The organism is Sporosarcina luteola (assembly GCF_007991495.1).
In the GTDB taxonomy this organism is placed as follows: Bacteria; Bacillota; Bacilli; order Bacillales_A; family Planococcaceae; genus Sporosarcina; species Sporosarcina luteola.
Genome location: NZ_BJYL01000041.1, coordinates 16,488 through 36,329, shown reverse-complemented (window position 1 = coordinate 36,329; position 19,842 = coordinate 16,488). Strand labels below are relative to the sequence as shown.

The window sequence follows — 19,842 nt, the reverse complement described above, 5'->3', positions numbered from 1 at the left end:
CAAACCATCACTTTTCGATTAGAATGTCAGTTGGTTAGAATTGATCAATTACATGTATTAGCAGTTTAAGAACCTTGCGTTCTTTCGAAAGGTATACATATTAAATGGTCCCGTGGTGTAGCGGTTAACATGCCTGCCTGTCACGCAGGAGATCGCCGGTTCGATCCCGGTCGGGACCGCCATTTTATATTAAATTGTCAACCGATTGTGGATTCATTCCAGGATCGGTTTTTTATTGTTTAATTATATGTTTAACACGCTATGCTTTCGAAAACACCATAAATTCGGTACACTAGAACAAAGTGGAGTTGAAAGGAAATTACTATGACTATAGAAATCAATGTTCATTCCCAAGAGGAAACTGAACAACTTGCTCATAAGTTAGCAAGTTTACTTTCCCCACCAGACGTCCTCACGCTCGAAGGCGATCTTGGTGCAGGGAAAACGACATTTACGAAAGCGCTGGCTAAAGGCCTTGGTATAACAAGAACGGTCAACAGTCCGACATTTACCATCCTAAAACAATATGAAGGAAACTATCCGCTCAATCATCTTGATGTTTATCGTCTGGCGGATAGCGATGAGGATCTTGGATGGGACGAACTGTTCTACGGTGATTCGATTTCAATCGTAGAGTGGGCGCATTTAATTGAAGATGATCTTCCAAATGAACGACTTGAGATAAAATTACAACATACAGGGGACACATCTAGAAAACTTATGTTCACCCCGAAAGGTGAGCGTTATGAAAAGATTTGTGAGGCGATGACGTTATGATATGGTTAGGGATCGATACGGCGAATACGCCCTTGTCTGTCGCCATTGTAAAAGATGGGGCGATTTTGGCAGAGGTGAATTCGTCCATGGCGGTCAATCACTCTTTACGGGCGATGCCGGTCATAGAGGAATTATTTGAGACGGTACAGCTTAAACCGAAAGATATCGATGCAATCGCGGTTTCGGAAGGGCCGGGTTCATATACGGGCGTTCGAATCGGTGTGACGATTGCGAAGACGTTGGCTTGGACGTTGAAGAAGCCGCTTGTCGGTGTTTCAAGCTTGAAGGTGTTAGCAGCGAATGCGCTTCATTTTAGCGGGCTTATTTGTCCGTTAGTGGACGCCCGACGGAATCATGTATATGCGGGTGTTTATGAATACGTAGATGGCAACCTTGTTGCGATTCACGAAGATCGGCACTTAGGGATTGAGGAGTTGTTGGATTCATTAGTTCCATTGGGGCGTTCCATTTTGTTTGTCGGCAAGGACGTCGGCATGCATGAGGCGCTCATAATGGATAAGTTGAATGGGAATGCGGTCATTGCACCGTTTCCGATGCAGCTTCCACGGGCATCTTCGCTGATTTTCATCGCGCAGCAATCGGAACATGAAGAGAATACACATGCATTTACCCCGGAATACCGCCGGATTGCGGAGGCGGAGGCGAATTGGTTAATGCAGCAACGGAAGGAAAAGGGCAGTGGATCAAAGAATTGAGTATAGAAAAATGACGATGGATGATATTCCTGCTGTCGTCGAAATTGAGCAGGAGGCATTCGCGACGCCTTGGACGCATGAGGTTTTCGAGCATGAGATGACGGGGAATGATTATGCTCATTATGTTGTTGCAGTTATGGACGACGAGGTCATCGGGCATTGCGGGATGTGGGTCGTGCTGGATGAGTGCCATATTACGAATGTGGCGGTGCGTAAATTTATGCGGGGTCATGGAATCGGTGAGGCCTTGATGCGCAAGGCGATTGAGCTGTGTAAGGCAAATGATGTGCGCCTGATGACGCTTGAAGTACGGGTGACGAACTATACGGCGCAGAATTTGTATCGGAAACTCGGCTTTCAGGATGGCGGCATTCGAAAAAACTATTATACGGACGACCATGAAGATGCGCTCGTCATGTGGGTGGAATTTTAATGGATAAAGACATTTATATATTAGGGATTGAAACGAGCTGTGATGAAACGGCGGCTTCTGTTATTAAGAATGGTCATGAAATCATCTCAAACGTTGTTGCGTCTCAGATCCAAAGTCAGCAGCGGTTCGGGGGTGTCGTGCCTGAAATTGCGTCGCGTCATCATGTTGAGCAGATTACACTTGTCATTGAAGAGGCGTTGGCTGCAGCAAAGCTTGAACCGGAAGATTTAGATGCAGTCGCTGTGACAGAAGGACCGGGGCTCGTTGGCGCGCTTCTGATCGGCATTAATGCAGCGAAGGCGTTTGCCTTTGCGAACGGACTTCCAATTATCGGCGTCCATCATATTGCGGGACATATTTATGCGAATCAATTGATGCAGCCGATGGAGTTCCCTTTGTTAGCGCTTATCGTGTCTGGAGGCCATACAGAGCTTGTCATGATGGAGAAGCACGGATCCTTTAAACTAATCGGGGAAACGCGTGATGATGCGGCAGGGGAGGCGTATGATAAGGTGGCTCGCGTCCTTGGCTTGCCGTATCCTGGAGGCCCGGCGATTGATAAGCTTGCGCTTGAGAGCGATGAGGCGATTGAGTTTCCTCGAGCTTGGCTGGAGGCGGATTCTTATGACTTCAGCTTCAGCGGGCTTAAATCAGCGGTCATTAATTACAAACATAATCTTGAACAAAAGGACGGCTCGATTGTGCCAGCACATGTAGCCGCAGGCTTTCAGCAAAGCGTTATAGAAGTTTTAACCGCCAAGACGTTGAGAGCAGCGAAGGAATTCAATGTGAAGCAAGTGATTGCGGCGGGTGGCGTTGCAGCGAATAAAGGCTTGCGTGCTTCCTTAGATGTCGTATTCGAAAAAGAGGGGATTCCGTTTTATGTCCCTCCGATTTCCCTTTGTACGGATAATGCAGCGATGATTGGTGCTGCAGGTACAGCGATGTTTATCGATGGAAAACGTGGCAATATGGAAATGAACGGCAGGCCGGGTATGCAGCTCGTATCGTGGATTGAATAAGTGATGGAAATCGTCGAGTTTTGACGATTTCCGTTTTTATTTGAGCAATAAATTGTTTGTCTTGTCAAGAGGGAACGTTCGTACTTATGCACATTTGTTAATAATTTGTGGATAATTAAAAGATTCATGTGCATTATCTCTCCATCATTTGGATAACTATGTGTGTAAAGAAAGATGTTATTGTGGATAACGTGGATAACTATGTTCATATCCCTTTAAATCAACTTTGGCGTTGTTGATAAGATTGTGGAAAATGAGATTGGATAATTGTCGAAAACTAAAAAAGCTGTCGAATAGGCATTCTAGCCATTCGACAGCAATTTCATGTTTAAGACTTTAAATTTTCTAGCTCTTCCTGCAAAACTAACCACTCTTCCGACTCGCTATCATGTTTCATTTGCAGTGCATCAATCTGTTCTTGAAGGTCCATCAATTTTACATGATTTTCCGCGAATTCAGGACGCAACAGCTCTTCCTGCAACGCTTCGATGTCCTTGTCCATTTTAGCGAGGGATGTTTCGATTTCCGTAATTGCCCTTGTTAATCGACGCTCTTGCCTTTTGAATTCTTTGTCGTCCTCGTTCCGCTTGGTTTTCGGTTGGACTGTTCCCGCCGATGAAGTCTGCTCAGCTTGCAATTCCGCAAGCTCTGTCTTCTTCTCGATGAAATAATCATAGTCGCCAAGGTATTCGGTTACACCGATTGAAGCGACATCGATCACTTTTGTCGCAATGCGGTTGATGAAGTAGCGGTCATGGGAAACGAAAAGGATGGTTCCCGGAAAATCGTCTAATGCGTTTTCCAACACTTCCTTGCTATCCAGGTCGAGATGGTTCGTCGGCTCATCGAGAATGAGCGTGTTCGACTTTTGAAGCATGAGTTTTGCCAATGAAAGGCGGGCCTTCTCACCACCCGATAACGACGTCACAGGCTTTTCGACATCATCCCCAGTAAAGAGGAAGCGTCCCAAAACGGTTCGTACGTCCTTTTCATTCATCATCGGCCACTCATCCCAAAGTTCTTGTAGGACTGTTCCCGTCCCGATGATCGTTGCCTGGTTTTGATCGTAATATCCGAACTGGACATTTGTACCGTAGCGGATCGTCCCGGCAATCGGTTCCTGCATTTTTACGATTGTCTTTAGCAAAGTCGATTTGCCAATTCCGTTCGGTCCGAGAATGGCGATCCGATCGCCTTTATACGCATGCATATTGATGTCTTTAGAAACGATTTTATTTTGGTAGCCGACCGCGACATCCTCCAGCGTAAGGACGTCATTTCCGCTTGGCCGGTCGATTGTGAATGAAAAGCTTGCGGATCTTTCATCCCCATCCGGTGCATCCATCCATTCTGTCCGTTCGAGCTGCTTCCTGCGGCTTTTCGCCATTTTGGATGTCGAAGCGCGGGCGATATTCCGTTGGATGAAATCCTCGAGCTTCGCCTTTTCGCTCGTTTCGCGTTCATATAACTTCTTATCCCGCTCATAGTTTTTCGCTTTTTCATCCAAATACGCGCTATAGTTTCCGCTGTACTTCGTCACTTTGCGTCTCGACACTTCATAAGTGATCGTCACAATCTGATCGAGGAAGTAACGGTCATGGGAAACGATAAGAATCGCTCCTTCATAAGAGACAAGATATTTCTCAAGCCAGCCGAGTGTTTCAATATCTAAATGGTTTGTCGGCTCGTCCAATATGAGCAGATCCGGTTTGCTGAGCAGCATCTTCGCAAGTGCCAAACGTGTTTTTTGCCCGCCCGAAAGCAGGTTAACATGCTTCTCATAGTCTTCCGGATAAAAGCGCATGCCGTGCAGGACGGAGCGCATGTCGGATTCGAACTGATAGCCGCCGGAATCTTTAAATTCAACTTGCAGGGCATCATATTCCTTCATGACCCGATCATACTCCAGGGCATGTTCGTATACAGAAGGATCGGCCATTTGCGCTTCCAGTTTTCTCAGACGCCTTTCCATCACTTGCAAAGGCTCGAAAACGGTCAGCATTTCATCCCAAATCGTCAAGGATGAATCAATGCCTGCATGTTGTTCGAGATAGCCGATCTGTACGTCTTTTGGCATGACTAGATCGCCGGAATCCGCAGTCATTTCCCCTGCGATGATTTTAAGCAAGGTGGATTTGCCGGCGCCATTGCGTCCGACGAGTGCAACTCTGTCACGGTGCTGCACTTCGAGACGTACGTTTTCCAATATGTCAGTTCCAGAAAAGGATTTAGTTAGACCATTCACTTGTAAAACAATCATTCTGCACACCTCAATTCATACTTTAAGTGTAATCGAATGGGCATGCGGGTGCAATGGTCGGCTTTACATCAAAGGGCATCTGCTGTACGATAGAATCGGCTGATCGTACGTACAGGAGGTTGAAAATGGCTGGAGAGACACAGAGAATTCCACAGGCGACTTCTAAACGCCTTCCATTGTATTATAGATTCCTGCAGAACTTCGCGAACGCAGGCAAAAAGCGAATCTCTTCCAGTGAATTAAGCGAGGCGATGAAAATCGATGCGGCCACGATCCGTAGGGATTTCTCCCATTTCGGGGCGTTAGGGCGTAAAGGGTATGGCTATGATGTAAACGATCTCCTGCAATTCTTCCGCCAAACATTGGATCAGGATGAAGAGACAGACGTCGCGTTAATAGGCGTTGGCAGCTTGGGGAGTGCATTTTTAAAATACAACTTCCAGAAAAACCATAATACACGTATTGTCGTCGCATTTGATCCGAAAGCGCCGAAGGAAGGCAAAATCGTCAGCAATATTCCTGTTTTCCATCCCGATATGATGGAAGAAAAGATTAAGGAAATGAATATTAACCTCGTCATCCTCACCGTTCCTTCTAGGGCTGCGCAGGATATTACGGATCGACTCGTTGAAATTGACGTAAAAGGGATTTTGAATTTCACGCCTGTCCGATTGACAGCACCAGACTGGATGCGCATCCATACGATCGATTTATCGGTGGAGTTGCAGTCACTAATTTATTTCATAAAAAATGACGTAAAAGATTCACAATTATAATCGGCTTGTCAATAGTAATACAAGCTGTTTTCATGTAAAATAGACTACATATGAAGGAGGTGTCCGAAATGGCTCCAGGTGTAACTAGTTTAATTATCATCGCAATTATTGCTTTGCTCATTTTTGGACCGAAGAAGTTGCCAGAAATCGGAAAAGCATTCGGCTCTTCATTACGTGAGTTTAAATCAGCAACAAAAGGACTTGCTTCAGATGATGAGGATACAGTGAAGAAAGTTGAAGATAAGAAAAACGATGTGCAATAAGTAAGGATGTCTGTCCTATGAACGAAAAAAACTTAACTGTCATTGAGCATATAGAAGAAATTAGAAAACGGCTGATAGTAATCGTCGTTTTCTTTGTTATTGGGGTAATTGGTAGCTTTTTTGCCGCTAAACCAGTCATTGAGTTTTTATTGAATGAGGGTGGATATGATGAGTTCCACGCATTCAATGTTGTCGATCCAATCGTCATTTACTTGAAGGTCATCATCTTCCTCGCAGTTGTTATCATTTCTCCTATTATCATGTACCAGTTCTGGTCGTTCGTATCGCCAGGGCTTCATGAAACGGAGCGGAAAGTGACATTAAGCTATATCCCGTTTGCGTTTATCCTATTTCTCATCGGAATCGGATTCTCCTATTTTGTCCTCGTGCCGTTCGTCATGAATTTCATGCTGAACTTATCGGGAGAGTTAGGAATTACGCAAACGATTGGCATCAATCAATATTTCACTTTCCTTTTCCAGATCTTGATACCGTTCGGAATCGTCTTCCAACTGCCGATTGTCCTGTTGTTCTTATCAAGGCTAGGCATACTGGATCCTAAGAAGCTGGTTAAGATCAGGAAATACTCGTATTTTGTACTGTTCGTCATCGCAGCGTTCATCACACCGCCTGATATTATGTCTCATTTATTAGTGACCGTACCTTTGTTCATTCTTTATGAAATCAGCATCGTCATCTGCCGCTTCGGGTATCGGAAGTTCCTCAAGGCAGAGGAGAAGCGGAAGCGTGAGGAGATAAAGGCGGAGCAGCAACGGCAAATTGATGAAGTGATGGGGAATTTGGAAAAGTAAAATGGCAAGCCCTTTTTCGGATCAGTAGTCCGGCAAAAGGGCTTTTTTTGTAATGAAATCCCAAACAAGTTCCAGTATGATAGGTAGATGGGGTGTTGAACGTCTTTTGCTCCATCATATAAATAGGAGTGGGAGGGGGAGTATTATGAATCCATTGTTATCCATATGGAGTCAGCCGACGAAGACATTGGCGTATATGCTTGAGAAGAAGTCGGTTGGCTATGGGGTAGTTATTTTTCTGCTGGGATCAGTTAGTTCTGGCTCAATAGCTTTTGCAGCAACGGGTTGGTTTAGCGGAATGCCGGTGTTTTTAAGCATTTTACTTTCAATCTTGCTTATATTTACTGGTTCATTGCTTGGCTGGGTGATTATGACCGCGCTGTATACATGGATTGGGAAATGGCTTGGGGGGACAGGTGCGTTTTCTGAAATGATCCATGTCACACCAACTGCCACAATTCTAAGTATCTGGATTGCGCCGATGAACTTTCTTATTCTTGGCATATATGGATCCCGTTTATTCGAAGTGCCGACAGAAAACCTAGGCATAACGAATTTGCCGCTTGGCGTTTATTTTTTTATGAACTTAGTCACAATAGGCGTGGGAATTTACGGAACGGTAATTTCATGCAAGGGGATTGGGCTTGTCCATAATTTCTCGGCATGGCGGGGTCTCGGGGTACTGGCAATTCTTACGGCATTTGTCTTTGTCGCCTCAATCATTATTTCTATTATTATGGCCTTTCTTCTATTTTCATTAGTTACGACGGTTGGATAAAAAGAAAACGACTTCCCTACGCGGGAAGCCGTTTTTTATTGGAGAAAGAAAATGAATGCTTGCTTGATACTATCCAGTTGCTCGAATTTGTCTAGATTCAGCTGAACAATTACGGCGAAGCTGTTCATTAAGAAATGCGAAATCATTGGCGCAAAAATGCTTTTCGTATGGTAATAAAGGAAAGCGAATACGAGGCCTGGCGCCATATAGAGAATCGTATGATTCAACTCGCCGTGGACGACCGAGAAAAGGAATGCGCTTATTAGTGCGGCAACCCAGAAATTCGTTTTCGTATAAATGCCTCCGAATAGTACCCTTCTAAATATGATTTCCTCAAATAACGGGGCGAAAATGACGATTGAAAAAATCACAATCGGCGACATTCTCGCAACCTCGCCTAAGAGTGCGGTATTTTCGGATCCGGGCATGACACCAAGCGCCATTTCAATAATGGCAGCGAGCATTTGCCCCGCCATCGCCATGAACAACCCAAGGAATCCCCAAAGAATTGTCTTTCCAATAGAAGCTTTTTTTCCTGTCTTGAAGATGTTCCAGAATTTCTTATTCCGTGTCGTCATGTAAATGATTAGTGGTGCTGCAAGGACATTTACGATGAAAAGCCCCCATGCGAAGCCATTAAATTTCGCTTCCGCCATCTCCATGCCAGCAGTATTGTGGAAATAATTAATCAACCCTTCGGCAACAGGTACACTTGCAAGTTGCATCACAATATAAATCGTGACGATCCATATGTAGATTTTCCAATTTTTCATAGTCCAACGCCCCTTCTACTGATGTCCATTTTAGCGGTTTAAAAGAAGTTTAGCAAAGAGAAAAGAGTCTAAGTATTTTGCTTGCAATTTTTGGGCAACTTTATTATGATAATAAATGTATTAGCACTCGAGGTTGCTGAGTGCTAAAAAGAAGAGATAATGCTGAGGAGGTTGTTTCACTTGTTGAAACCATTAGGTGACCGTATCGTAATCGAACTAATCGAAGCAGAAGAAAAAACGTCAAGCGGTATTGTATTACCGGATTCTGCAAAAGAGAAACCGCAAGAGGGTAAAGTTGTTGCGGCAGGTACTGGACGAGTTCTTGAAAACGGCCAGCGCGTTGACTTGGAAGTAAAAGAAGGCGACCGCATCATCTTCTCAAAGTATGCTGGAACAGAAGTGAAATATGAAGGCAATGAATATTTAATCCTGCGTGAAAGCGACGTTCTAGCGATCATCGGTTAAGAGAACCGCTTATAAATAAGTACATTCAAAACCAGGAGGGAATTCATAAATGGCTAAAGAAATTAAATTCAACGAAGACGCGCGCAGCGCAATGCTTCGCGGTGTAGATACGTTAGCAGATGCTGTTAAAGTGACACTTGGACCAAAAGGACGCAACGTCGTTCTTGAAAGAAAATTTGGTTCACCGCTTATCACGAATGACGGCGTAACAATCGCAAAAGAAATCGAACTTGAAGATGCATTCGAAAACATGGGTGCGAAACTTGTTGCGGAAGTCGCTTCTAAAACGAATGAAATCGCTGGTGACGGTACAACAACTGCGACTGTCCTAGCGCAAGCAATGATCCGTGAAGGTTTGAAAAACGTTACTGCTGGTGCAAACCCTGTAGGTATCCGTAAAGGAATCGAAAAAGCGGTTGCAACTGCTGTTGAAGAATTGAAAGGCATTTCCGATGAAATCGAAAGCAAACAGGAAATCGCACAAGTTGCAGCTATCTCTTCCGGCGACGAAGAAGTCGGCGAATTGATCGCTGAAGCAATGGAGCGCGTTGGCAACGACGGTGTCATCACAATCGAAGAGTCGAAAGGCTTCACGACTGAGCTTGACGTTGTTGAAGGTATGCAATTCGATCGCGGTTATGCATCTGCATACATGGCGACGGATACAGACAAAATGGAAGCGGTTCTCGACAACCCTTACATCTTGATTACAGATAAAAAGATTTCCAACATCCAAGAAATTCTTCCAGTTCTTGAACAAGTCGTTCAACAAGGCAAGCCGTTGTTGATGATCGCGGAAGACGTAGAAGGCGAAGCCCTTGCAACACTCGTTGTGAATAAACTTCGTGGCACGTTCAACGCGGTTGCTGTTAAAGCACCTGGTTTCGGCGATCGCCGTAAAGCGATGCTTGAAGACATTGCAATCCTTACAGGTGGAGAAGTCATTACTGAGGATCTTGGTCTTGACCTTAAATCCGCTGACATCACTCAACTTGGACGGGCTGCGAAAGTCGTTGTTACAAAAGACAACACAACAATCGTTGAAGGAAATGGTGATACGTCTGCAATTGCATCCCGTGTTGGCCAAATCCGTGCGCAGCTTGAAGAAACTACTTCCGAATTCGACAAAGAGAAGCTACAAGAGCGTCTTGCGAAACTTGCTGGCGGCGTAGCGGTCATCAAAGTCGGAGCGGCAACAGAAACCGAATTGAAAGAGCGCAAACTTCGTATCGAAGACGCATTGAACTCAACTCGCGCGGCTGTTGAAGAAGGTATCGTATCCGGTGGTGGTACAGCGCTTGTCAACGTCTACACGAAAGTTGAAAAACTTCTTGATGGCACAGAAGGCGACGTCGCAACTGGCGTGAAAATTGTCCTTCGTGCACTTGAGGAACCAGTTCGCCAAATCGCGAACAACGCTGGCCTCGAAGGCTCCATCGTTGTCGATCGCCTAAAACGCGAAGAAGTCGGCATCGGCTTCAACGCAGCAAACGGCGAGTGGGTCAACATGATGCAAGCAGGTATCGTGGATCCAACTAAAGTTACGCGTTCTGCACTTCAACACGCAGCAAGCGTGGCAGCAATGTTCTTGTCCACTGAAGCGGTTGTAGCAGACCTTCCAGAACCAGCTGGAATGGGCGGCGGCATGCCTGACATGGGTGGTATGGGTGGAATGATGTAATAACGAAAAGCGGAAGCGGCTATTCAGCCCCGACCAGCATAAGACGATCTAAGCAAGAAGGCGCTCTTTGCCTTCTTCTTAGAGTGGCTTATGACCTCGAGGGGCTAGCCGCTGCAGCTAGACATAAGCTTTACCATCTAAAAAGAAGTCTCTTATTAGTCAACTCGACTTTTGAGAGGCTTCTTTTGTTATTTCCTACAATAACGTTGGCTATAATGAACAAATCCTGCTATAATTGCATCTTGCACTCAAAGCCGTTTAGAACGGCTTTTTCGGTGCATACTTGAGTTGTTAAATATTTTACAAAAGGGGACTACAACATGAGTGGTTATAACGCAGTATCAGCAAAAAATACGGAAAATGCTCCAAACGGTAACGGTCTTTACTCACAAACTGTTGCTTTCTCTCATTACAATAATCTTTCAGCTCAATTGCCGATCGATCCAAAAACAGGCCAATTGGTAGCTGGAGGAGTAAAAGAGCAAGCTGAACAATGCTTTAACAATATCAAGGCAATTGTAGACAGCATTGATCATTTGATGAGCGATATTGTACGAATTACAGTATTCGTTAAGGATATTAAAGATGTTGACGCTGTAGATGCAGTTTATAAAACATTCTTCCCAACCTATGTTCCTTCCCGGACAACAGTTGCAGTTGCAGCTTTGCCAATGGATGCTTTAGTTCAGGTTGAAGCACTTGTTACACACGGTGAAGGTACAATTCCAAACGCCCCACAAGCAGGCGACCTCATCAAACTTACAAACAACACGGCTAATGCGCCGACAAGTCCTCTATCTACACAAACCGTAGCATTCTCTCATTACAATAATCTTTCAGCTCAATTGCCGATCGATCCCAAAACAGGCAGACTGGTAACTGGCGGTGTAAAAGAACAGACTGCACAAAGCTTGAAAAACATTAAAGCGATCTTGGAAAGTATCGACGTTCCTTTTGACGATATTGTCAAAATTAATATCTTCCTTAAAAACCTTGCAGATACGGAAGCTGTCAATGAAGTGTATTCAACATTCTTCCCGGACTCGGCGATCGCTAGAACAGTTGCCTATGTCCCTGCACGCACAGTTGTTGCAGCTGCAGCGTTGCCGATGGATGCTTTAGTACAAATCGAAGCAGTGGTTTCGCACGGTGACGGTACACCTCCACAAGCGATTGAAGACAGACATGGAATCGTTATCTGGGCAAACAACACAGATAATGCACCAAAAAGTCCTCTATCTACACAAACTGTAGCGTTCTCTCATTACAATCACCTTTCAGCTCAATTACCTTTGGATCCAAATTCTGGCCAAATGGTAGCTGGCGGCGTAAAGGAGCAAGCGGAACAGTGCTTGAAAAATATTAAAGCAATTGTTGAAAGCATCGACCATGTCATGGACGATATTGTTAAAGTAAATATCTTCGTTAAAAACATCGCGGATATGGATGCGGTGGATGAAGCTTACAAAACATTCTTCCCAGGCGGCGCGCCTGCACGAAGAACAGTTGGCGTTTCAGCTTTGCCTAATGATGCGTTAATCCAAATCGATGCAATCGTAGGAAACGCTGAAGGAACGCCTCCAAAAGCGTAAATGTGATCAGTATAAAATGTAAAAGCATCAAGATTTTAGCCGATCATGGCAGAAATCTTGATGCTTTTTTAGTCTGGCTGGACGGGATTTCATCGAAGGTCCATTCTTCCGCGCTCAGGGTCTATTCTTTTCACCAAAGGTCCATTCTTCCGCGTTCAGGGTCCATTCTTTTCACCAAAGGTCCATTCTTCTGCGTTCAAGGTCCATTCTTTTTGCAATGATCAATACTCCACACCGCTTCGGGAATGAGTTTTAAACGCTTCTTCATCCGGCTCGAAGAAATCCTCTGTGTAATGCGCTACAAATTCTCCATCTTTCACATAGCCCGCGCCCCATGTTGGATCCATCGTGAGCCATTCGCCGTCGACTTTTGCTTCTACCCAGGCGTGGCGTGACCAGTTGAATCCTGCTCCGGCAGTTCCGCCGACATATCGTGCTTCCATGCCGGATGCACGCAGCAAGGCAAGGGCAAGATATGTGTAGTCCTGGCAAATCCCTTTTTCAAGATTAAGGACTTTTAACGCGCTGTCATCCCACTGAAATTCGCTGTTTTTCTGTTTTTCCACATCGTACGCGATTGAATTTGCAGTGAATTCATAGATGGCCTTTGCTTTTTCACGATCCGACATTCCATCGGTAATAAGTTCTTCCGCGATCGCGATAATTTCAGGGGCGTCGGATTGAACTCCCCGCGATGGCAATAAATCACGTTGATCCTCGGTGCCCGTACTTTTGACTGTGAATTGGGCGACATAATGATAATAAAACTTGGAACTGTTTTTCTCTTTTATTTCAGGAACGCTCACAGTTACTTCGTATGATCCTGGACCAAATCGCAAATAGAACTCGTCATCGAATTTGTAATCGACAACGGGAATGACGGCTAGTGCCTCATCGTCACCTTTTTTAGTCGAAATATAAAGATGCGTCGTCTCTTTTGCAAATGGTGCATCTTTGTCGATACTGCCTTTGACGCGATACGTTAAATTGGTTTCTTCACCGCCGAACGTCGGATAGGCGAGAGTGACGCCGCGTTCCTCATATGTCGTCATGTATTTGATCGGTTCAGTGACAAGGTCAGATTCATTGTCGATATAAAGAATCGTACCCTCTTGAAAATAATTGTCTTTTTCTTCGTCAGGGATGTAGATCTTTAATTGATGGACGCCTTTTCCGTAAAATAAAGGTACATCATGCGAGAACTCACCATTTTTAACCGAAATCACGTGCTTCCACGTTTCTCCATCCTTTTTAAGTTCAAGCATCACCTGTTCGTTTGGCCCTTTGATGGAAGAAATTTTCCCTTTCAGTGTAAAGACTTCGTTTTCTTTCACAAATCCGCTATCCGGAGCTTGTAGTGTTAAACCCGCGTCCTGGGCAAAGGGGGTATACGTTATATCCCGCTGAATCGCCGGGTTGACGTTAAAGACAGTGAACTTTGCAAGGTCATAATAATAATTTTTCCGATCCTTGCTTGGGAGCATTACAGTGACTTGGTATTCTCCCTCACCGTTGAACAGTCTTACGTCCTGTTTGAATTTCCCATCTTGAATAGGGGCATAGTATTCAAAAGCATCGTCAGAAAGCGCTTCCCCGTCATACTTAATCTTAATCCATACATACTGTTCTTGTAATTGCTCCTGCTGTTCAACCGTTCCTTCAACTGTGACGAATTCATTCACGGCAAAGTTTGTTTGAGTCGGTTCTAGTAACGCAGCGCCCACTTCTTCGCCGTAGGTTGTCAGTTCCATCGGTGCTGTTTCAAGTTCAGCGTTTTTCTTTTCTACTGCAACCTCAAAATCATCTTTCTGTTTTTGCGGCTGCTCGGCCTTCGGTTGTAACTCCTTTACTGGCGCAGCATCTTTTGCGCATGCGCCTAATAAAAGCAGACATAGCAATGAAACAATCTGTATATGTATTTTTTTCATAGGCACCAGATTCCCCCTTACAATTGATAGATATATATACTATAGCAAGTTTCAAAATTTAATTCCCCAACCTATCTATTTAGGTAAATAATGTACAGGCACGAACCAACAGTATCTGTGCATCAAACTACCCACTTCACACCCTGTAAACTAATAGTTGCTTTATATAAATAGTAAATTATATGAAAAGATGAATTCCAGAGCATTGAACATGACATCAGTAAAGACGCATTAAATGAGCGGATTTTTCATTCATTTCTGATGACTGAATTAATTTATACATGATTGCTCCTTTTATTTATTGATGGTATAGTAATATATCATCATGAGGTAAGTACTATTTTTAAATAATAGAAAAGGCAAACTTATCGAAAGGTAAGGACGCAAAACTACGAGTCTAACATCCTCTTGGGTTAAGATAGTCGGGTTGCCAAGAATAACAACTTTTTGGCTATCCCTATTTACATCGGGGATGGCTTTTATTAGTGGAGCGAACTTTAGAAAGGAGTCTATCGATGATTGTTGTAGATAAAAGGAAGTATAAAATGGCTGTTAATGAGACAGCAAAGGTAGTGCATGTCCAAGTGCATGGATTGATTAAAGAGGAGGATGCGGAAGGGTATATGATCGATTTACAAGATACGATTAGCAAAGTATCGAGGCAAGCGTACACATTTGTGATCGATGCGACCCACCAAACACCAACGCCGTCAAAAGTTGTACCTGCAATGGAAGGTGCGATGCAATTTTATTCTTCGCTGGGTTTTAAAGAGTTTCTTGTCGTAAAACCATCCTCTAAAATTGCTCAAGTGCAAATTAGGAATGTCCTTGAGAGAATTGATTTTGCAGGTACGTTTGTTGATCGTGTTCCTAATTCTTTATGATGTAGAGCCCAACTTTGTAGAATGAAAGGAAGTAAAGAAGTGCAAACAACGCTTGAATTATATAACTATGAAATTATCTCAAAAAGCCAAACGGATTTACTCCAAAAAGCAGCAGAATGTCTGGCACGCTCCTTTATTGGATTAGAAGTTTCGGGGAAATGGGTACAGGAGCCGATGGTAGGTCAATTACACCTGGACTACGAGGACTTCTATCAGTTCACTAAAGGATATTTGGACTCAACTGTGGAGCAGGGATATTGTGCTGTCGCCTACGACAGAGACAATAATGTTGTTGGAGTGCTGGCGGGAGATACAAATACACCTGAAATTATCGGAGAAGATGTATTTGAAGGATCTTTCTATGATATGAACGTCATTTTGCATGTACTGGAAGATGTCGATCAACGGTTCATGGAGGATTATGAACGACGAAATGGCGAGGAAATTAAAGATGGAGAGATATTGCATCTATTCATGCTTGGCGTGACCGCTGAAACGGGCCGCCATGAAATTATTCAGCAATTAGGGGATAAATTAATCGGAAAAGCATCTTCAGAAGGATTGAAAGCTGTTTTAGGCGAGGCAACAAATCCCAAATCGATTCGTGTGATGGAAAAGTATCATAATATGACGAAATATGTCGATACAGATGGGAATTTTATTGTCCATAAATATGAGGATAATAACAAGCTGAAAGGAATCCCATCGACTATAGCAGATGGTACATATATTCTTTTAAAAGAACTTTGCTAATTAGGAATAAAAAATGTCTTACAAGGTTATCCCCGCTTGAAGTGGAAGGCGGCGACTCCAGCGGGAATAGCATGAGCTGAAGGCCCCGCAACGTAGCGAAGCGAAGTGAGGAGACTGAAGCCATGCCCGCGGAAAGCGTCCGCCTGGAACGTAAAGCGAGTATGTATATTTAAATTAGAAGTTAGGAGAATTATCGTGATAGCTATTATAAGTGTTATTGCTATTTTAACAGGTATTTCGGTGTATTTTGGTTACAAATATTTAACGTTGAAACGACATGCTCATATTAATAAAGAAGTATTAAATGGGATGAGAGAATTAGCTGCTGGTCATAACATTAGCAAAATCGAGGAAACAAGTCCGGATCATGCGGTCTTTAACCAACTCATTGACTTCCTTACTCGTTCAAGGGAACAGCTTCTTTTATTGACAGAAAAAGCACATGAAACAGCAGGTAGTATTCATGAAAAAAGTGAGGATGTCTCGGAGAAAGCTGATATCGTAAGAGCAGCAATCGATGAGGTTGACAGGGGATTGCAGAAACAGCTAACCGCTACCGAAGAGGGCGCTGTCTCCATGGAAGATATGGTACAGGCAATCGAAGAGCTGTCGGTAAGATCGAATCATATTGCCGAGCAATCGAATACAACCTTGGAGCTGACAGAAGAAGGAAATGGCAAGTTAAAAGAATCCCTAACTAAAATGGAACAGTTTAATCAAACCATCCAAACAACATTTGAAGGGATCAATAAACTTGGAGAAAAGTCTCATGAAATCGGTATGATTGTTAAAGTGATTACAGGGATTTCAGAACAAATTAACTTATTGGCATTAAATGCTGCGATCGAAGCGGCTCGTGCGGGTGAACACGGCAAAGGGTTTGCGGTCGTTGCTGACGAGGTCCGAAAACTGGCTGAACAATCGCGTCAGTCTTCCTCTGAAGTTTCCAATATCGTAAGGAACATTCAACAGGACACGGAAGAGGTTGTCACCTCGATGAAACAGGGAACAGAGGAATTTGCTGATTCGAATACGACGTTGGTAGAAGTTCGAGCGATGTTTGAAAAGATTTTATCCACTACGATGACGATTGCTGAAAGTAATATAAATTCTTCCGCAAGCACAGAAGAGTTATCATCGACTTCCCAGCAAATCATGTCGATCATGAATGAGATTGCTTTCATTTCACGGGAATCGGTTGAAATGTTTGAGGAGCTAAAAGAAATTAGCGATGAAGAATTAGAGATTATGGAGATGCTAGTTCAGGAAGCGAATCTACTTAAAAATTATAAAAGTGATGAAGGTCAATTAGCGTAAAGGCTTTCCGATATAACTTGCCAATCTACTAATCTATGCTATAGTGTAGTTGAAAACTGAAAAGAGTTAACCACTGGGGGAGTCTTTGTGAAAGACTGAGACGTGTATTGATATGCGGACCCTTTGAACCTGATCTGGCTCATACCAGCGTAGGGAAGTGGGTCGCACGTCTTCCAATGGTTATCTTACCGCCGATATGCGAGCCGCTTCTTCAACGATTGTGTTGAGCGAAGCGGCTTTTTTGGTTTTCAAAAAACAATTGAGGAGTGGTTGGAATGACGTTTTGTGAAGAGGTACGGAAGGAATGCGAAGACGTTTGGGAGGAGAGTTTTCATCATCCTTTCATCGCGGCACTTGCGGAAGGGACATTGCCTGAAGAGGTGTTTAAGCATTATGTTCTGCAAGACTCTTATTATTTGAAGCATTTTGCGAAAGTGCATGCGATGGCGGCTGTGCAGGCAACGGATTTATTGACGGTGCAACGATTTGCGCAGCATGCGGATGGAACTTGCGGGGCAGAAATTTCATTGCATGAAGGCTTCTTTGGTCTGTTGGGCGTGACGGAGGAAGACATTGAAAACTTCGAGCCGGCGCCGACGGCTTATGCGTACACATCGCATTTATACCGGACCGCATTGGAAGGGGACTTAGCTGCGACTTTGTCCGCATTGTTGCCATGTTATTGGTTGTATTACGAAATCGGTGAGCGGCTGAAGGACGCGAAGCCGAATCATCCGATTTATGATAAATGGATTGCTACGTACAGTTCTGAATGGTTTGAACAGGCAACACGGGAGCAGATCGACCGCTTGAATAAATTAACAGAAAATCTTACAGACAGAAGATGCGATGAATTGAAAGCGCATTTTGTGAAGAGTACCCATTATGAACTACAGTTTTGGGAAATGGCATGGGCGAAGCAGAATTGGTCGCTTGAATCAAAAGAGGTGCATGCATGATAGGTCGATCTTCATTGCTGGATGAATTGCGTCAGCAGAACCCGCTCGTTCATTGCATCACGAATAGTGTCGTTGCAAACTTTCAAGCGAACGGGCTTCTCGCATTGGGTGCTTCTCCCATCATGGCGGATGCAATCGAGGAGGCGGCGGAAGTAACCGCCTTCTCCTCCAGCATATTGCTCAATACTGGTACATTGAACAGCTCGACAGTCGAGTCGATGATGGCGGCAGGCAAAAGTGCGAACGTGAATGGCAGACCGCTTGTACTGGATCCGGTTGGTGCTGGCGCGACAGCGTTTCGTAAAAATACCGTTGTGAAACTGCTAGCAGAACTGGACATTACGCTCATTCGCGGCAATGCCGGAGAAATTGCAGCTATCGCAGGCGTTGAATGGGAAGCGAAAGGCGTTGATGCAGGTGACGGCAAGGCAAATATTGTTGAAGCTGCAAAAGATGTCGCCCGCAGCAACCGTTGCTTTGTCGCTGTTACCGGCGAAACGGATATCGTGACAGATGGTGAGCAAATCATTCGGATAACGGGTGGACATCCGCTCATGACGCGCGTCACTGGCATGGGTTGCCTGCTCAGTGCAGTGTCCGCTGCGTTCCTTGCTGTCAGTCCAAAGTCTTTAGAAGCGGTCGCTCATAGCCTTGCATTTTACAAGAAAGCGGGCGAAGTGGCGGCGGAACAAGCTTCGGGGCCGGGAGATTTTGTAGTTCATTTCCTGAATGCTTTGTACCGATTGGATGATGAAGCAATAGATATCGGACAGATGCTGTTAGAGGGGGTCGTCAAATGACTTCGGTTGCGCTTACGATTGCAGGCTCGGACAGCGGGGGCGGGGCAGGCATCCAGGCTGATTTGAAAACATTCCAGGAACTTGGTACGTTTGGAACTTCTGCATTGACGGCGGTAACTGCACAAAATACGATGGGTGTCCACGCGGTCCAGCCGATAGAAACGGATATTGTCACCGCCCAGATTGAAGCGGTGCTAAATGACTTTTCTGTCGGAGCTGCCAAAACAGGAATGCTGTTTTCTGCAGAAATTATTGAAGCAGTCGCAACTACGTTGTCCCGATACCCGGTATTCCCACTCGTCATTGATCCTGTCATGATTGCAAAAGGCGGCGCTTCGCTTCTTCGCCATACTGCAATTGCTGCATTGAAGGAGCGTCTTCTTCCGTTGGCTTCGCTTCTGACGCCAAATATTCCCGAGGCGGAAGTGTTGGTTGGAATGCCGATTAAAACGATGAAAGATATGGAGAGTGCCGCGAATCGGTTATTAGAAATGGGAACGGACGCAGTGCTGTTAAAAGGCGGACACCGGGAAGATACGCTTTTCGCGGAGGATTTATTCATGTCGGCAAGCGGCGAGCAATTCCTCATGAAGAGCCTACGAATCAATACGAAAGATACGCACGGCACGGGCTGCACGTTTGCGGCTGCCATTACGGCCGAACTTGCAAAAGGTGTCCCGATGGCCGATGCCGTCTTGGCCGCGAAACATTTTATTCATGCGGCGATTGCAGACGGCATTTCACTAGGCAAAGGACACGGGCCGACAAACCATGCTGCGCTAAGATTGCGTGGCAAAGAGCAACGGAAGGACGTTGAATTAATTGGGAAAAACTGACCTGACACTTTACTTCA

General features: G+C 44.6%; 20 protein-coding genes, 1 tRNA gene and 2 riboswitches. Of the genes, 18 read left to right on the top strand and 3 right to left on the bottom strand.

Annotated elements, in window-relative coordinates; all coding sequences use genetic code 11:
- Positions 1-106: 106 nt before the first annotated feature.
- The 5 genes from SLU01_RS14700 to tsaD all read left to right on the top strand — a co-directional run bounded on the left by SLU01_RS14700 (position 107) and on the right by tsaD (position 2,948).
- Positions 107-182 (top strand) — tRNA-Asp (locus SLU01_RS14700).
- 142 nt (positions 183-324) lie between these two features.
- Positions 325-777, top strand: a complete 453-nt coding sequence (gene tsaE, locus SLU01_RS14695) for a tRNA (adenosine(37)-N6)-threonylcarbamoyltransferase complex ATPase subunit type 1 TsaE (protein ID WP_147059662.1) — start codon at positions 325-327, stop codon at positions 775-777.
- Entirely contained in the window at positions 774-1,493 is a 720-nt protein-coding gene (gene tsaB / locus SLU01_RS14690; RefSeq protein ID WP_147059660.1) for a tRNA (adenosine(37)-N6)-threonylcarbamoyltransferase complex dimerization subunit type 1 TsaB, read from the top strand. Before tsaE ends, tsaB begins: the two co-directional genes overlap by 4 nt.
- A complete protein-coding gene (gene rimI / locus SLU01_RS14685) occupies positions 1,477-1,926 on the top strand; it encodes a ribosomal protein S18-alanine N-acetyltransferase (RefSeq protein ID WP_147059657.1) in 450 nt (149 codons plus the stop codon). Before tsaB ends, rimI begins: the two co-directional genes overlap by 17 nt.
- The gene (tsaD, locus tag SLU01_RS14680) at positions 1,926-2,948 is read left to right on the top strand and encodes a tRNA (adenosine(37)-N6)-threonylcarbamoyltransferase complex transferase subunit TsaD (RefSeq protein ID WP_147059655.1); all 1,023 of its coding nucleotides are present in this window, start codon (positions 1,926-1,928) and stop codon (positions 2,946-2,948) included. Before rimI ends, tsaD begins: the two co-directional genes overlap by 1 nt.
- Positions 2,949-3,276: 328 nt before the next feature.
- Here tsaD and SLU01_RS14675 read toward each other — a convergent pair whose 3' ends face one another.
- On the bottom strand, positions 3,277-5,208 hold the full coding sequence (locus SLU01_RS14675) for an ABC-F family ATP-binding cassette domain-containing protein (protein WP_147059653.1): 1,932 nt from the start codon (positions 5,206-5,208) through the stop codon (positions 3,277-3,279).
- Positions 5,209-5,333: 125 nt separating this feature from the next.
- On the opposite strand from SLU01_RS14675, the gene SLU01_RS14670 reads away from it, so the two are divergent.
- The 4 genes from SLU01_RS14670 to SLU01_RS14655 all read left to right on the top strand — a co-directional run bounded on the left by SLU01_RS14670 (position 5,334) and on the right by SLU01_RS14655 (position 7,837).
- On the top strand, positions 5,334-5,984 hold the full coding sequence (locus SLU01_RS14670) for a redox-sensing transcriptional repressor Rex (protein ID WP_147059651.1): 651 nt from the start codon (positions 5,334-5,336) through the stop codon (positions 5,982-5,984).
- 68 nt (positions 5,985-6,052) lie between these two features.
- On the top strand, positions 6,053-6,247 hold the full coding sequence (locus tag SLU01_RS14665; RefSeq protein WP_147059649.1) for a twin-arginine translocase TatA/TatE family subunit: 195 nt from the start codon (positions 6,053-6,055) through the stop codon (positions 6,245-6,247).
- A 17-nt stretch (positions 6,248-6,264) separates the two neighbouring features.
- Entirely contained in the window at positions 6,265-7,059 is a 795-nt protein-coding gene (gene tatC / locus SLU01_RS14660; RefSeq protein ID WP_147059647.1) for a twin-arginine translocase subunit TatC, read from the top strand.
- Positions 7,060-7,204: 145 nt separating this feature from the next.
- Positions 7,205-7,837: a YIP1 family protein gene (locus SLU01_RS14655; protein ID WP_170232725.1), complete on the top strand. Its 633-nt coding sequence runs from the start codon at positions 7,205-7,207 to the stop codon at positions 7,835-7,837.
- A 35-nt stretch (positions 7,838-7,872) separates the two neighbouring features.
- On the opposite strand, the gene SLU01_RS14650 is transcribed toward SLU01_RS14655, so the two are convergent.
- A complete protein-coding gene (locus tag SLU01_RS14650) occupies positions 7,873-8,610 on the bottom strand; it encodes a CPBP family intramembrane glutamic endopeptidase (RefSeq protein ID WP_147059643.1) in 738 nt (245 codons plus the stop codon).
- Positions 8,611-8,790: 180 nt separating this feature from the next.
- Here SLU01_RS14650 and groES point away from each other — a divergent pair, with 180 nt between their 5' ends.
- The 3 genes from groES to SLU01_RS14635 all read left to right on the top strand — a co-directional run bounded on the left by groES (position 8,791) and on the right by SLU01_RS14635 (position 12,348).
- A complete protein-coding gene (groES, locus tag SLU01_RS14645; protein ID WP_147059641.1) occupies positions 8,791-9,075 on the top strand; it encodes a co-chaperone GroES in 285 nt (94 codons plus the stop codon).
- Positions 9,076-9,124: 49 nt separating this feature from the next.
- Complete coding sequence (groL, locus tag SLU01_RS14640) at positions 9,125-10,756, top strand: chaperonin GroEL (RefSeq protein ID WP_147059640.1); 1,632 nt, start codon at positions 9,125-9,127, stop codon at positions 10,754-10,756.
- A 320-nt stretch (positions 10,757-11,076) separates the two neighbouring features.
- On the top strand, positions 11,077-12,348 hold the full coding sequence (locus SLU01_RS14635) for a RidA family protein (protein ID WP_147059637.1): 1,272 nt from the start codon (positions 11,077-11,079) through the stop codon (positions 12,346-12,348).
- A 221-nt stretch (positions 12,349-12,569) separates the two neighbouring features.
- Here the strand turns inward: SLU01_RS14635 and SLU01_RS14630 are convergent, their stop codons facing one another.
- Positions 12,570-14,276 (bottom strand): transglutaminase domain-containing protein, encoded by a 1,707-nt coding sequence (locus tag SLU01_RS14630; protein WP_147059635.1) that lies wholly within the window; start codon positions 14,274-14,276, stop codon positions 12,570-12,572.
- Positions 14,277-14,624: 348 nt separating this feature from the next.
- Positions 14,625-14,711: riboswitch (cyclic di-GMP riboswitch) on the top strand.
- Positions 14,712-14,791: 80 nt separating this feature from the next.
- Here SLU01_RS14630 and SLU01_RS14625 point away from each other — a divergent pair.
- From SLU01_RS14625 to thiD, 6 genes are all read left to right on the top strand, one after another.
- Positions 14,792-15,160 carry a hypothetical protein gene (locus SLU01_RS14625; RefSeq protein ID WP_147059633.1) on the top strand — a complete coding sequence of 123 codons (369 nt, stop codon included), beginning with the start codon at positions 14,792-14,794 and terminating at the stop codon, positions 15,158-15,160.
- A gap of 39 nt (positions 15,161-15,199) precedes the next feature.
- Positions 15,200-15,913, top strand: a complete 714-nt coding sequence (locus SLU01_RS14620) for a hypothetical protein (protein WP_147059631.1) — start codon at positions 15,200-15,202, stop codon at positions 15,911-15,913.
- 195 nt (positions 15,914-16,108) lie between these two features.
- A complete protein-coding gene (locus SLU01_RS14615) occupies positions 16,109-17,230 on the top strand; it encodes a methyl-accepting chemotaxis protein (protein WP_246111002.1) in 1,122 nt (373 codons plus the stop codon).
- 65 nt (positions 17,231-17,295) lie between these two features.
- Positions 17,296-17,403, top strand: a riboswitch (TPP riboswitch).
- Positions 17,404-17,505: 102 nt separating this feature from the next.
- The gene (tenA, locus tag SLU01_RS14610) at positions 17,506-18,189 is read left to right on the top strand and encodes a thiaminase II (RefSeq protein WP_147059629.1); all 684 of its coding nucleotides are present in this window, start codon (positions 17,506-17,508) and stop codon (positions 18,187-18,189) included.
- Positions 18,186-18,989, top strand: coding sequence for a hydroxyethylthiazole kinase (gene thiM, locus SLU01_RS14605; protein WP_147059627.1), 804 nt, complete (start codon positions 18,186-18,188; stop codon positions 18,987-18,989). Before tenA ends, thiM begins: the two co-directional genes overlap by 4 nt.
- Entirely contained in the window at positions 18,986-19,825 is an 840-nt protein-coding gene (gene thiD, locus SLU01_RS14600) for a bifunctional hydroxymethylpyrimidine kinase/phosphomethylpyrimidine kinase (protein ID WP_147059625.1), read from the top strand. Before thiM ends, thiD begins: the two co-directional genes overlap by 4 nt.
- The last annotated feature ends 17 nt before the right edge of the window (positions 19,826-19,842 follow it).

What these genes read in the sequence shown, in the direction of transcription:
- SLU01_RS14665 (WP_147059649.1), top strand. Translation starts at nt 6,053, where the DNA reads ATGGCTCCAGGTGTAACTAGTTTAATTATCATCGCAATTATTGCTTTG.
- thiM (WP_147059627.1), top strand. Translation starts at nt 18,186, where the DNA reads ATGATAGGTCGATCTTCATTGCTGGATGAATTGCGTCAGCAGAACCCG.
- tatC (WP_147059647.1), top strand. Translation starts at nt 6,265, where the DNA reads ATGAACGAAAAAAACTTAACTGTCATTGAGCATATAGAAGAAATTAGA.
- SLU01_RS14630 (WP_147059635.1), bottom strand. Translation starts at nt 14,276, where the DNA reads ATGAAAAAAATACATATACAGATTGTTTCATTGCTATGTCTGCTTTTA.
- tsaB (WP_147059660.1), top strand. Translation starts at nt 774, where the DNA reads ATGATATGGTTAGGGATCGATACGGCGAATACGCCCTTGTCTGTCGCC.
- tenA (WP_147059629.1), top strand. Translation starts at nt 17,506, where the DNA reads ATGACGTTTTGTGAAGAGGTACGGAAGGAATGCGAAGACGTTTGGGAG.
- tsaE (WP_147059662.1), top strand. Translation starts at nt 325, where the DNA reads ATGACTATAGAAATCAATGTTCATTCCCAAGAGGAAACTGAACAACTT.
- tsaD (WP_147059655.1), top strand. Translation starts at nt 1,926, where the DNA reads ATGGATAAAGACATTTATATATTAGGGATTGAAACGAGCTGTGATGAA.
- SLU01_RS14670 (WP_147059651.1), top strand. Translation starts at nt 5,334, where the DNA reads ATGGCTGGAGAGACACAGAGAATTCCACAGGCGACTTCTAAACGCCTT.
- SLU01_RS14650 (WP_147059643.1), bottom strand. Translation starts at nt 8,610, where the DNA reads ATGAAAAATTGGAAAATCTACATATGGATCGTCACGATTTATATTGTG.
- SLU01_RS14675 (WP_147059653.1), bottom strand. Translation starts at nt 5,208, where the DNA reads ATGATTGTTTTACAAGTGAATGGTCTAACTAAATCCTTTTCTGGAACT.
- groL (WP_147059640.1), top strand. Translation starts at nt 9,125, where the DNA reads ATGGCTAAAGAAATTAAATTCAACGAAGACGCGCGCAGCGCAATGCTT.
- SLU01_RS14625 (WP_147059633.1), top strand. Translation starts at nt 14,792, where the DNA reads ATGATTGTTGTAGATAAAAGGAAGTATAAAATGGCTGTTAATGAGACA.
- SLU01_RS14635 (WP_147059637.1), top strand. Translation starts at nt 11,077, where the DNA reads ATGAGTGGTTATAACGCAGTATCAGCAAAAAATACGGAAAATGCTCCA.
- thiD (WP_147059625.1), top strand. Translation starts at nt 18,986, where the DNA reads ATGACTTCGGTTGCGCTTACGATTGCAGGCTCGGACAGCGGGGGCGGG.
- SLU01_RS14655 (WP_170232725.1), top strand. Translation starts at nt 7,205, where the DNA reads ATGAATCCATTGTTATCCATATGGAGTCAGCCGACGAAGACATTGGCG.